The sequence below is a fragment of the Herbaspirillum sp. Her2 genome (assembly GCF_057961375.1).
Genome location: NZ_CM176331.1, coordinates 2,401,523 through 2,413,969 on the forward strand (window position 1 = coordinate 2,401,523; position 12,447 = coordinate 2,413,969).

At 63.1% G+C, this 12,447-nt stretch carries 10 protein-coding genes; 2 read left to right on the top strand and 8 right to left on the bottom strand.

The genetic code is table 11. The features are described from left to right. Window positions 1-10 precede the first annotated feature (10 nt). The 5 genes from ACWHXP_RS10925 to ACWHXP_RS10945 all read right to left on the bottom strand — a co-directional run bounded on the left by ACWHXP_RS10925 (window position 11) and on the right by ACWHXP_RS10945 (window position 7,334). Window positions 11-1,714, bottom strand: a complete 1,704-nt coding sequence (locus tag ACWHXP_RS10925) for a peptidase domain-containing ABC transporter (protein ID WP_489633862.1) — start codon at window positions 1,712-1,714, stop codon at window positions 11-13. 29 nt (window positions 1,715-1,743) lie between these two features. After that, window positions 1,744-3,414 carry a biopolymer transporter ExbB gene (locus ACWHXP_RS10930; RefSeq protein ID WP_134135100.1) on the bottom strand — a complete coding sequence of 557 codons (1,671 nt, stop codon included), beginning with the start codon at window positions 3,412-3,414 and terminating at the stop codon, window positions 1,744-1,746. A 127-nt stretch (window positions 3,415-3,541) separates the two neighbouring features. Further along, window positions 3,542-4,915: an HlyD family type I secretion periplasmic adaptor subunit gene (locus tag ACWHXP_RS10935; RefSeq protein ID WP_489633861.1), complete on the bottom strand. Its 1,374-nt coding sequence runs from the start codon at window positions 4,913-4,915 to the stop codon at window positions 3,542-3,544. After that, complete coding sequence (locus ACWHXP_RS10940) at window positions 4,912-5,685, bottom strand: OmpA family protein (protein ID WP_489635859.1); 774 nt, start codon at window positions 5,683-5,685, stop codon at window positions 4,912-4,914. The genes ACWHXP_RS10935 and ACWHXP_RS10940 overlap by 4 nt, the downstream gene beginning before the upstream one ends. Then, complete coding sequence (locus ACWHXP_RS10945; RefSeq protein WP_489625541.1) at window positions 5,685-7,334, bottom strand: TolC family protein; 1,650 nt, start codon at window positions 7,332-7,334, stop codon at window positions 5,685-5,687. Before ACWHXP_RS10945 ends, ACWHXP_RS10940 begins: the two co-directional genes overlap by 1 nt. Before the next feature lie 438 nt (window positions 7,335-7,772). Here ACWHXP_RS10945 and htpG point away from each other — a divergent pair, with 438 nt between their 5' ends. Further along, window positions 7,773-9,683 (top strand): molecular chaperone HtpG, encoded by a 1,911-nt coding sequence (gene htpG / locus ACWHXP_RS10950; RefSeq protein ID WP_489633860.1) that lies wholly within the window; start codon window positions 7,773-7,775, stop codon window positions 9,681-9,683. 136 nt (window positions 9,684-9,819) lie between these two features. Next, a complete protein-coding gene (locus tag ACWHXP_RS10955; RefSeq protein ID WP_310835300.1) occupies window positions 9,820-10,347 on the top strand; it encodes an FUSC family protein in 528 nt (175 codons plus the stop codon). Window positions 10,348-10,455: 108 nt separating this feature from the next. On the opposite strand, the gene ACWHXP_RS10960 is transcribed toward ACWHXP_RS10955, so the two are convergent. The 3 genes from ACWHXP_RS10960 to ACWHXP_RS10970 form a co-directional block, all read right to left on the bottom strand. Then, window positions 10,456-10,908: an outer membrane lipoprotein gene (locus ACWHXP_RS10960; RefSeq protein ID WP_034336617.1), complete on the bottom strand. Its 453-nt coding sequence runs from the start codon at window positions 10,906-10,908 to the stop codon at window positions 10,456-10,458. A 166-nt stretch (window positions 10,909-11,074) separates the two neighbouring features. Beyond that, the gene (locus ACWHXP_RS10965) at window positions 11,075-11,527 is read right to left on the bottom strand and encodes an Mpo1 family 2-hydroxy fatty acid dioxygenase (RefSeq protein ID WP_489633859.1); all 453 of its coding nucleotides are present in this window, start codon (window positions 11,525-11,527) and stop codon (window positions 11,075-11,077) included. Between the two features lie 33 nt (window positions 11,528-11,560). Beyond that, window positions 11,561-12,310 (bottom strand): SDR family oxidoreductase, encoded by a 750-nt coding sequence (locus ACWHXP_RS10970; RefSeq protein ID WP_489633858.1) that lies wholly within the window; start codon window positions 12,308-12,310, stop codon window positions 11,561-11,563. Window positions 12,311-12,447 lie beyond the last annotated feature (137 nt).

A 12,447-nucleotide genomic window follows, 5' to 3' on the forward strand; every position in this document is an offset into this window, starting at 1 on the left:
CCGTGCAGGATCACTGCAAAATCTGGTCGCGCGGTCCGTCTGCCACGATGCGCCCGCCGTCGATGACGATGATGCGGTCCACGTGGCGCAACAGCGCCGGGCTATGGGTGGCCACCACCAGCGTGCGCGGGCCGGCATACGCCGCCAGCCGCTCGATGATGCGGGCCTCGGTCTGCTGGTCCACGCCGGTAGTCGGTTCGTCCAGCAGCAGGATGCGCGGGGTGCAGGCGATCACGCGCGCCAGTGCCACCATCTGGCGCTGGCCGCCGGAGAGATTGCCGGGGGCCTTGATGCCCTGGTCCAGGCGCAGCTCGCCGCGCGCGATCAGGTCATCCAGTGAGGACACCGCCAGCGCCGCTTCATAGACCTGCCCCGGGACGCGGTCGCCCACGAAGATGTTGGCCGCTACCGTGCCATCAAACAGGAAGGGTTCCTGCGGCTTGAAGCCGATGCAGCGCATCCGCACCTCGGGGGCATAGGCCGTCACGGCCACGCCATCGATGAGGACATGCCCTTCGTCGGGCTGGTGCAGGCCGGCCAGGGCACGCAGCAGCGTCGTCTTGCCCGAGCCGGAACGCCCGACCAGGCCCACCTTCTCGCCGGGCTGGATGGTCAGCGAGATGTTTTTCAAGGTGGCGTTTTCCTTCTGGTCCAGGTGCAGCAGCAGATTGCCGACCTGGATCAGGCCGCGCATTTCCTGGCGCAGCACATCGGCGGTCGGTGTCTCTTTCTGCTCTTCGAACAGCTGGTCAAATTCGGCTCGGGCGCGGCGGAACATCTCGATGCGGCCCAGAAGTGCCGCCAGCGACGACAGCACCGTGGTGGCGCGGCTGATCAGCAGCGAGCAGGCAATCAGCGCGCCGACGGTGAGCAGGTTGTCTTCCACCAGATAGACGCCCACCACCAGCGTGGCCACCGCGATGAAGGTGTAGCCCACGGTGGAGATGGCATAGCTGGTATTCATCCAGAAGCGGCTCTTGGCCTGGGCCACGGCATTGGCACCGGCATCGGCCAGGAAGGCGCGCATGAGGCGGTCCTGCAGCGGCGTGGTCTTGAGCGTTTCCATGCCGTAGACAATGCTGGCCAGCTTGTCCACCTTGCCGGTACCGGCCTTCATGGCCGCATGCGCATAGTCATTGGCCGGGACTTTGAGCAGCAGTTGCATGCCGACCAGCAGCGCCCCGCCCACCAGCAGCACCCACACCATGTGGCCGCCAATGAGGCCCAGCACCACCAGGTACAGCGCGAGGAACGGCAGGTCCACCAGCAGCAGCATGTAGTTGGACGAGAGCAGGTCGCGCGCCGCCGAGAGATCACGGTAACGCGCCAGCACCACGCCCACCGGGGCCTGTACCCTGGCCATCAGCAGGCGGCGTGCCGAAACTTCATCGAACTCGCCATCCAGGCGGCCGGCCAGTTGCTCGGTGTAATACACGCGGATGATGCGCAATACCAGCTCCAGGCCGATGAAGAGCAGCATGCCCAGCGTCAGCGCCCAGAGCGTTTCCGGGATGTGGTTGCCCAGTACCTTGTCGTAGATCAGCCGCGAATACAGCGGCATCAGCAAGCCAAGCAGGTTGACCAGGATGCCGGCCACGATGATCTCGATGAAGCGGCTGCCATAGGCGCGCAGCAGCGTCAGGTAAGTGGGATCGGCGCGCAGGTCCGTGCGGACTTGCGGCTGATCGATGTGGACCTGTTCGCTGGCGTTCATGGTGCGTGGCGTTCGTCGTCAGGCTGCGATCAGGCCTGGCCGCCGCGGTTGGTGGCGGTGATTTCGCGGATCGCTTCGCGCAGTTCCAGGCGCAGGTCCTTGACCATGGTCTGGCGGCCGGTACGCATCTCGTCGATGACGGTCTGCCAGTTGATGTTCTGGCGCATCAGGGCTTCGGTGATGGAGGTCAGCGATTGCGGGATGGCGCCCAGGTTCTTGACGCGGTCGTTCTGCATCGCCATGTGCTTGGCCAGGTCGATCTGCAACTGGCGTGCGGAGAGCGCATCGCGCGCCATGTTGCTGGAGTTCTCGCCGATGGTGTTGCCCAGTTCGTTCAGGCGCGCGGCCACGGTGGCCTGCAGTTCGCCCTGGTACTGGATCGCTCCCATCTCGTCGGCCAGGCGTACCGAGATCTGGTTCAGCAGTGCCGGCAGCTGCGCGATGTTCTGCGCATTCTTTTCGTTCATGTTGGAGATCTCACCCTGCTGCGCCTGCAGCGAACTGAGTGCGGTGGACAGCGCCAGCTGGCCGGCCTGGATGGTAGAAACGATCTGCGGCATCACTTCGAAGGTGCGGTTGGCGATGTCGCCGTTGACCGAGAGACGTTCTTCCAGCGAGGACAGGCTGTCGGAGAGATCGCGGGCAGAGGTGATCTTGGTGTTGATCAGCTGACCGACGTTGCGGATTTCTTCCAGCGTCTGCTGTGCGGTCTCGTGCATGCGCGGACCGAAGGCCACCAGCTGGCGCAGGCTGCGCGATTCTTCCATGCTGTCGTTGAAGAGCTGGACGATGTTGTTGAGGCGGTCGTTCAGGCCTTCGAGCTTGATGCCGGCCTGCAGCGAGGCTTCCGAACTGTTGCGCGCGGCCATGATGGATTCGCGCTGCAGCACCATCAGATCCTGCAGGAATTCGGCGAGGAAGGTTTCGGAGACGCCCTGGCGCTGCGTGGCCGCCGGGCCGCTCATGTCATGCACCACGTGCTGCACCATGTCGCTGATGCATTCACGGGCGCGCGTGACCAGCTTCTTGCTGGCCGCGCGCAGGGGCGTGAGAGTCAGGCCCAGCGCCAGCGAGCCGATCAGGCCGAACATCGAGGCCGAGAAGGCGGTGCCCATCGAGGCCAGCGGCTTTTGCAGGTCGGCCACCAGGTGCATGAAGGAAGCATCCATGTCGCCGGCCGTGCTGGCCTTGCCGAAGCCGTCGATCAGGGCGGCGGTGCTGACCAGGGTTTCCAGCAGGCCGATGAAGGTGCCGAGCAGACCCAGCGCGATCATGAAGCCGGTCAGGAATTGCGGGAATTCGGTCTTGGCTTCGAGGTGCGCGCGCAGGTCGTGCAGCGAGCCTTCGATGGTTTCCTGTTCGATACGGGAAGTCAGCCGCCCCTTGGTGCTGGCCACGGACACCAGCACCTGGCCGATCTCGGTGCCTTCGAATTCAGGCGCCTTCACCAGGCTTTCCATCGATTCGCCGGCCTTGGTGCGGTCGTAGAACTGGATCAGCTTGTCGTATTCCCAGTTGACGCGGTACAGGTTGTAGAAGATCAGCGCGATGCCAAACACCGCCACCGCGATGATGAACAGGTTCAGGAAGGGATTGATCTGGATCGCATGCCCCACGAATCCCCGGAACAGGAAAGCGCCCAACAGCAGCAGGAGCGTCGGGATGGCGGCAAGTGCGTAGAACTGGCGAAGGTTTTTCATACGTGCGAGGTTCCGGAGAAAAGAACGCAGGGAAAGTGGATGGTGCAGAAAACGTCAACCGCCGCAAAGCCTTGGTGGATGTGGCTTTGCGGCGAGCAATAAAGCACTTCAGGCAGTGCGGCGCAGTTCATCGCGGCTCCCGCAGGGCACCTTGGCCGAAGCGCGACAGCGGCGACATCAGGTACTGCCACACCGTGCGGCGGCCGACGATGATGTCGGCGCTGGCGGTCATGCCGGGCATCAGGGCCAGCTTGCGCTGCAGCTCGTTGTCGCCGCGCTGGACGGCGATCTTGATGCGGTAGCTGCGCTCGCCGCGCGGATTGTTTTCATCGGGGACGGTGTCGGCGCTGATCTCGGTGACCACGCCTTCCATGGCGCCATACACGCCGTAGTCATAGGCCGAGACCTTCACGCGCGCCTTGGCCCCGGTGGCCAGTTCGGCGCGGTCAGTTGGGGAGATGCGGGCTTCAATGACCAGCTTGTCGTCGCTGGGGGTCATCTCGATGATCGGGTCGCCGGGCCTCACCACGCCACCCACGGTATTGATCATCACGCGGTTGACCACGCCATCCATGGGCGCTTTCACTTCCGAGCGCGAGACGCGGTCGTTGCGCGATTTGATTTCTTCCTGCAGGCGAGCCAGTTCGGTTTCCGCCGCAGTGAGTTCGGCGCGGGCATCCGAACGGAAGCGCGATGAGGCTTCGCCCATCTTGGCCTGCGATTCGGCGATGGCCGCTTTCAGGCGCGGGATCATGGCATCGTTGGCCGAGAGCTTGCTCTGCGCATCCTGCACGCGGGCGGCGGCCTGGATGTCTTCCAGCTGCGAGGCGGCATTGCGTTCGAGCATGTTGTGGATCAGCTTGTACTGACGCTGTGCCAGGTCCAGTTCGCTGGCCTGGCTCTTCTGGCGACTGACCGCTTCGCCCAGCTCGGCCTGGCGTTGCGCTGCCTGTTCACGCAGCACCGACATTTCCTGCATGAGCTTGGCCGAGCGCGCGGCGAAGGCGGCCTGCTCGCTTTGGACAGCGGGATCATCGCGGTCGAGGTCGGCCGGCATCTGCAGGCTCGCAGCCCCCGCCGCTTCGGCCGAGAGGCGGGCGATCTTGGCACGCAGGCCGAGGATCTTGACGCGGCCTTCACCGAGATCGGCATTGGCACGCACGTCGGCAATCGAGATCAGGGTCTGGCCCTTCCTGACCACCGCGCCCTCGCGCACCAAGATGGCGGAGACGATGCCGCCTTCCAGATGCTGGATGACCTGGTTGTGTTCGGAGGCGACGATGCGGCCACTGCCGCGCACCACCATATCGATGGGCGCCAGCATCGACCAGATCACCAGCAAGGCCAGCAGAAACGTGCAGGCCAGCACTGCCAGGCGCGGACGCGGCATGGCCTGCAGCTCGCCCAGGCGGCGGTCCAGGCGCGGTGCCACGCGGCGCATGAAGCCCTTGCCGCGGGAACTGATCCCGTGGCCGGTGCCGGGCTTGAGCGAGAGCGTCATTTTGCAGAGGCCTGGTATTGCACGATCACGCGGGCATCATTGCCGCTGCCGTTTTCATCGGTGGCTACGCGGCTGGTGACGCGTTCCTTGTCCACGCCGGCATCGATCAGGTAATTGCGGACCGCAACGGTGCGATAGTAGGCACGCCGCCGGCTCTCGCTGTAGGCACCGCTGCCGATCACGCCGGTGACCACGATCTTGCCCTGGCTGGATTTGGCGCGGCGTACCCAGTCGCCGATGCTCTTGTCCAGCGCTTTGCTGCCCTCGTCATTCAACTGGGTAGAATCGGCATCGAAGTTCAGGGTCACCGCTTTTTCGTTGGCATCGATGCGCAGGCCGGGCGCGACTTCCTTGTCGTTGGGTTCGGTCTTGACCTGGATCGCATTGGGGCTGGAGGGTGCGGCAGCGCTGCGCAGGCTGCCGTTGTCGGACTGCAGGGGCGGCGCGGCCAGCTTGGCTTTGAGGCTGGCCACTTCGCGCTTGAGCTGCTCGATTTCCTGTGCCTTCTCGCGCTCGCCGGGCGTTTCGGCACTGTTGATGCTGGTGCTGTCGGCGGTGGCAATGGTGTCGGTCTTCCTGGCTTTGGATTCGCCGACGACCTGCGTCTGGCCCTGCGAGATCAGCTTGCTGACCTTCATCTGCGCCAGCTTCTGCGAGTAGTAGAACAGCGTCACCACGAACACCACCAGCACGAAGATCATCACCAGCACCACGTTGGACAGCGCGTCCACGAAGCCTGGCCAGAAATTCTGTTCCTTGCCGCCCTCCATCATTCCCCCGTCTTGTTGGCCGCCCGCGTGGGCAGGGTTTCCAGTGCCGATGCGCGACCGGTGTTGCGCAGGATCTGATAGCTGATATCGGCCTGCTGGAACAACAGGTTGGCAAAGTCCATGCGCGCCTGGTAGGCCTGCTGGTAGGCGTCCAGCACGTCCAGCAATTGCTTGCTGCCGGTGGAGAGCTGTTCCAGGAAGACATCGGCCACGTTGGCATTGGTGAGATAGGCCTGGCGCGAAATCTCCATGCGCTTTCTCACCGCGCCCAGGGTGCGGTAATTGATCTCGATCTGCTCACGCAATTTGCGTTCCAGGTCGAGCGCGGTGTTGCTCTTTTCCACGTACTTGGCACCGGCCTGCTTGCTGTAATACATGTCCGAGCCGCCATTGAGCAGGTTCATGCTCACCACCATCATCAGGCGGCGGTCGGTAGTCAGCTGCAAGGTGTTGTCGGTGGTGTCGATGGCACCGCCTGCACCGCGGGTCTTGGTCTGGGTCCATTCCAGGGCCAGCGTGGGCGAGAACTTGGCGCGCGCCGATTTCAGTTCCTGGTTGGCCGCATCCACGTCGCGCCGCGCGGCACGCACGCCGGGGTTGGTCTCATAGACATCCTGCAGGGCCAGCTTGGAGGTATCCGGCACGGTCGGCATCATGTGGTCCGGCACTTCGATCTGCTCGATCTTGCGGCCGGTGATCTGGTTCAGCGACACCATGGCGCTTTCCAGAGCGCCTTCGGCCTCGGCCACGGCGGACTGGGCCGTGAGCGAGCGGCCGCGCACGCGTTCAAAGTCGATGCGGCTGGCACCGCCGCCTTCGAGGCGCTTGCTCATGTAATCCAGCAAGGCGCCCATGCGCTGGGCGTAGCTGCGCGAGAACGACAGCGTGGCGTAGGCGCGCATGACGTCGTAATACGCCTTGATGGCGTTGTAATACAGGGTCTCGCGGGCATCGTCGCGGCGCAGGTCGGCGGCATCGGCCAGCGAGCTGCTCTTGCGATAGTCGTAATACGAACCGGGCGCGAAGATGGGCTGGCGGCCGATCAGCGTCACATCCCAGCGCTTGTGGTACGAGGCGCGCTGGATCAGGCCGGTATTGGGATCGATCACCGAGGACGGCGAAGAATATTCATTGCCCTTCTGCGCCCGCAGGTCCAGCGTCGGGCCGAGCTGGCCGGCCGTGGCCTTGGAGGCATAGCGCGCCTGGTCCGCTTGCGCGGCAGTGGCGGCGTAGCTGTAACTGTTGTTGAGCGCCAGGTCGAGCACGCTGCGCAGGCTCAGGTCCGGGACGGTCTCGCCTTCGGTGACGATGCTGATCTGCGGCAGGACGATCTGATTGCCCGAGAAGCTCGGATCGGACTGGCGCAGCAACAGCAGGATTTCATCCTGGGTCGAGGGCGGCGGGGTGTCGGCCGGCAAACCCGGCAGGCGGTAGTCCGTCGCCGATGGGCCGGCAGGATCGGCACCCAGCCGGATTTGCGGCGGAGCATCCAGTTTGTTGTCGAAGGTGGCCGGCGCGGCCGGTGTGGTTTGCATTATGACGGCGTCGGCTGGCGGCTTGTCAGCCGCCTGGGGCGCGGAATGCGCGGCCAAGCCCAATGAAACGCCCAGTATGAAACGCTTGCTTTTGAGAACTCTCATCAACACGATCAGCCGGTATCCCACCGGCCTCCCCTACCCAACCCGCATCCCAGGAAAGAATCGGCAGCCCTCGCTGCGATTCCCGTCATCAAGCCGGGGAGACTCCTGTTCTTTTTATGAGGGAGCGCCGGCTTGCACATCCGTTCGATCAGCCTGATCGAATTTGTTACTATTTTGTTAAAACAATTCTATCACCGGCCCATTGCAACTCAATTACAAATAGCCCGGAAAAATCGTTTAATTTCAATTGACTTGATAAAAGTTAACTTCGGCAATTATGGTCAGCTTGTTGCAGACATGCCATCAGGAAATACGCGAACGCTCACAAAGTGAACAAAAATGCCAAAAATTGCGGTTGAAAAACCACAAGTCTCTCCCTATATCCTGCCCACAGACGATTACCTCTGCCTATTTCACTCATCCATTTCTTCAATTAAGGACAACCACATGGCAACCGAAAAACAGACCATGGGCTTCCAGGCCGAAGTCAAGCAACTGCTGCAATTGATGATTCACTCGCTGTATTCGAACAAGGAAATCTTCCTGCGCGAGCTGGTCTCCAACGCCTCCGATGCGGCCGACAAGCTGCGCTTCGAGGCCATCAACAATGGCAGCCTGTTCGAGGACGATCCGGAACTGAAGATCAAGATCAGCTTCGACAAGGCGGCACGCACCATCACCATCTCCGACAACGGCATCGGCATGAACCGGGATGAGGCCATCTCGCACCTGGGCACCATCGCCAAGTCGGGCACCAAGGAATTCTTCTCGCGCCTGTCGGGCGACCAGCAGAAGGATGCCGCCCTGATCGGCCAGTTCGGCGTGGGCTTCTATTCGGGCTTCATCATCGCCGACCGCATCACGGTCGAGACGCGCCGTGCCGGCACCCCCGCTTCCGAAGGCGTGCGCTGGGAATCCGAAGGCGCGGGCGACTTCTCCATCGAGCAGATCACCAAGCCGGGCCGTGGCACCGACATCATTCTTCACCTGCGTGAAGGCGAAGATGAATTCCTCTCCGCTTGGCAACTGAAGTCCATCATCCGCAAGTATTCCGACCACATCTCCCTGCCCATCTTGATGAACAAGGAAGAATGGGATGAGGAAAAGAAGGAAACCGTGCAGAAGGACGAGCTGGAGACGGTCAACCAGGCCAGCGCCCTGTGGACCCGCAGCAAGTCGGAGGTCACGCCCGAGCAATATGAAGAGTTCTACAAGCACGTCTCGCACGACTTCGGCGCGCCTCTGGCCTACACCCACAACCGCGTGGAAGGCCGCAGCGAATACACCCAGCTGCTCTACATCCCGGCGCGCGCCCCGTTCGACCTGTGGGACCGCAACAAGCGCGGCGGCATCAAGCTCTACGTCAAGCGCGTGTTCATCATGGATGATGCCGAGCAGCTGATGCCGGTGTACCTGCGCTTCGTCAAGGGCGTGATCGATTCGGCCGACCTGCCGCTGAACGTCTCGCGCGAGATCCTGCAGGAGTCGCGCGACGTGCGTGCCATCCGCGACGGCTCGGCCAAGCGTGTGCTGAGCCTGCTGGAAGAGCTGGCCAACAGCGAAGACCAGGCGCAGAAGGACAAGTACACCACCTTCTGGACCGAGTTCGGCCAGGTGTTGAAGGAAGGTATCGGCGAGGATGCGGCCAACAAGGAGCGCATCGCCAAGCTGCTGCGCTTTGCCTCCACCCACAATGGCAGCGATGTGCAGAATGTTTCGCTGGCCGATTACCTGGGCCGCATGAAGGAAGGCCAGGACAAGATCTACTACGTCACTGCCGAGACGTACCAGGCCGCCAAGAACAGCCCGCACCTGGAAATCTTCCGCAAGAAGGGTGTGGAAGTACTGCTGCTGACCGACCGCGTGGACGAGTGGATGCTGTCCTTCCTGACCGAGTTCGAAGGCAAGGAACTCGCCTCGGTGGCCAAGGGCGGCCTGGACCTGGGCCAGCTGGAGAACGAAGCCGAGAAGAAGCAGCACGAAGAGACACAAGCCGAGTACAAGGAGCTGGTCGAGAAGATGAAGACCGCCCTGGGCGACAAGGCCAAGGAAGTGCGCGTGACCTTCCGCCTGACCGATTCCCCGGCTTGCCTGGTGGCCGACGAGAACGAACTGTCGGGCAACCTGGTGCGCATGTTGAAGGCAGCCGGCCAGGCGGCCCCGGAATCCAAGCCCACGCTGGAAATCAACCCGGACCACCCGCTGGTGCAGCGCCTGAAGTACGAAGAGGCGCGCTTCGACGACTGGTCGCACATCCTGTATGACCAGGCCCTGCTGGCTGAAGGCGGTGCACTGGCTGATCCGGCCAGCTTCGTCAAGCGCTTGAACGACATGCTGCTGGCCATGGCCGCCAAGTAAGTTCGTTCATCTGCCGGACCATGCCGGCAGGCCGGAATGGCCTGCTGGCAGCAGCGCCGCCTGCGGGGAAACTCGCAGGCGGCGTTTTCGTTCATATCGGCTTGCAGCCACGATGCTGGCTGGTTAACATCGGCCTATGGAATTGCACTTCATCAATCCCCGCAAGAACGCCCTCGCCTATCTGGTCAAGATCCTCTCCGGCTGCCTGATCCTGTGGTACGGGCTGCGCGCGCTGGGCATCGAGGAGCCCTACTGGGCCATGATTTCGCTCATCATCGTGACCGAGCCGGACATGACGGTAGCCAAGGCCAATTTCCGGGCGCGGCTGATCAACACGATTTCGGGCTGCATCGTTTCCTGCATCGCGCTGGTGGTGTTCGGGCCGACCTTCCTGGCCATGCTGGTGGCGCTGACCGCAGCGGTGGTGGTAGCCATGCTGCTGCAGAACTATCCGAGCAACTGGCGGCTGGGGCCGGCGACCGTGGTGATCCTGCTGTCGGCGGCCTTCAGCGGCAACGGCCTGAGCCAGGAACTGCACCTGGCCTTGATGCGGGTCGGGGAGGTCATTGTCGGCAGTACCGTGGCACTGTTGCAGACGGTGATCTACATGTGGTTGCTCAAGGTGCGCAAGCCTGAGCCGAAAGATGAGGCAGCTGGCTCCTGATGCCCTTTCAGAAATTGCAGGTCCGCTGCCAAAGAGGTGAAGCAACAGGCGAAAAGGCCGAAAAAAAAGCAGGGCCGCAGCCCTGCTTCTTCATACGCTTCGCGAAAATCAGTGCGTCACGCGGGTGGTACGGCCGTTGGACAGCAGACGCACGCGTTCACCGATGCGGAAAGGTTCATCTGCATCCTGGGTGATGGCACGCAGCTCGCCGTTATCCAGGCGCACGGTGATTTCCAGGCCAGGACGGTTGTTCAGGTGGGCTTCGGCCTGGTTGCCCAGAACGCCACCTGCCAGCGCGCCCACGATACCGGCCGCCAGGGCACCATTGCCGCCGCCGATGTTGGAACCGGCCGCAATGCCGCCCAATGCTGCGCCGCCGAGGGTACCGACACCGCTCGAACCCTTGTCGATGGTGACGTTGCGGATCGACTCGACCACGCCCATGCGCACGGTCTGCTCACCCTGCGCCTGGCGGGTGTTGTAGACGCTGGCCGAGTTGGGGGTTACTGCGCAGCCGGCTACCAGGGAGCCCAGGGCTGCGATCACAATCAATTTCTTCATACTAAAAACTCCGACTGAGAACTGTTTGGCCCGTCTCCGGGCAGCGGGGGGATTCGAGCGTCCGCGCGAACGCAACATGATCGCGCATCCGGCGCGGAAGCACACATTCCTTTACATCTTAATACAAAGAGGCCGCGCGTCGACAATCGTTCCCGCAAGGACGTCTTCAGTAGGCGATGTGCCAACGCCGGTACAGGAAAGCCAGCACAAACAAGGGCCCGACCAGCATAAAACGCAGGTCCTCGAAGAAGGATGGCTTTTTGCCTTCAATGCGGTGGCCGATGAACTGGCCGATCCAGGCCAGTACGAAAACCGTGGCCGAGACCGGCAGGACCGCTCCCAAGGGCAGCCGCGCCAGCACCACCAGCATTACCGCCGACATGGCCAGCATGCCCACCGCAAAGGGCGGCGACAGGCGCAGATACCAGGCCAGCGTAGCGGCAGCCACCAGCAGGGCCACGGCTGGCGACACGATCCAGCACAGCCCCAGCAGCGAAAACACGATGGCCGGCACGCAGATGCAGTGGATCAGTTCATTCATCGGATGGCGATGGCTCTTGGCATAGCGGGCCAGCAGTACATCGATGCGGCGCGGGGTGACGGTGCTGGTGCTGTCCATGGAGGGCTCCTCGCTCAATGGCCGGGCGTAGCCTCAACGGCCGCCGGAGACGTCGATGAAGGTGCCGGTGGCATAGGAAGACTCTTCCGACAGCAGCCACAGGATGGCATGGGCGACTTCCTCGGCGGTGCCGCCGCGCTTCATGGGAACGGCATCCTTGAGCCGGTCAACGCGGCCCGCTTCGCCGCCGCTGGCGTGGATGTCGGTATAGATCAGGCCGGGACGCACGGCGTTGACGCGGATGCCCTCGGCGGCCACTTCCTTGGCCAGGCCGATGGTGAAGGCATCGATGGCACCCTTGGAGGCGGCGTAGTCCACGTATTCACCCGGGCCACCCAGCTTGGCAGCCATCGACGACAGGTTGACGATGGCCCCGCCCTGCCCGCCGTGGCGGGTGGACATGCGCTTGACCGCCTCGCGCGCGCACAGCAGGCTGCCGGTGACGTTGGCGACCAGCACCCGGGTGATGCGTTCGGCGCTCATGGCGTCCAGGCGCGACTGGTGATCCAGGATGCCGGCATTGTTGACCAGGGCGGTGACGCGGCCCAGTTCCTGGTCGGTGGTGGTGAAGAGGCGCAGCACGTCCTCCTCTTTGGAGACATCGCCGGCGACGGTAATGGCGCGGCCGCCCGCGGCACGGATCTGACCGGCCACCGACTCGGCGGCCTCGCGGTTGGACACATAGTTGACGCACACGGCGTAGCCGCGCTGGCCCGCCAGCAACGCGGTGGCCGCGCCGATGCCACGGCTGCCGCCGGTGACGATGATGACCTTGTCTGTCATGTTCTTTATCCCTTGTGTGAATGGCCCGGCGCGTGACGCCTGGGCAGCTTACGCTAAGATGTGAATTCTTGTGCATTTTGCCGCAAGCCTGACGCTTCTGCAGCCGCGCCATTGTGCCCGGATGGCGAGGCCGATGG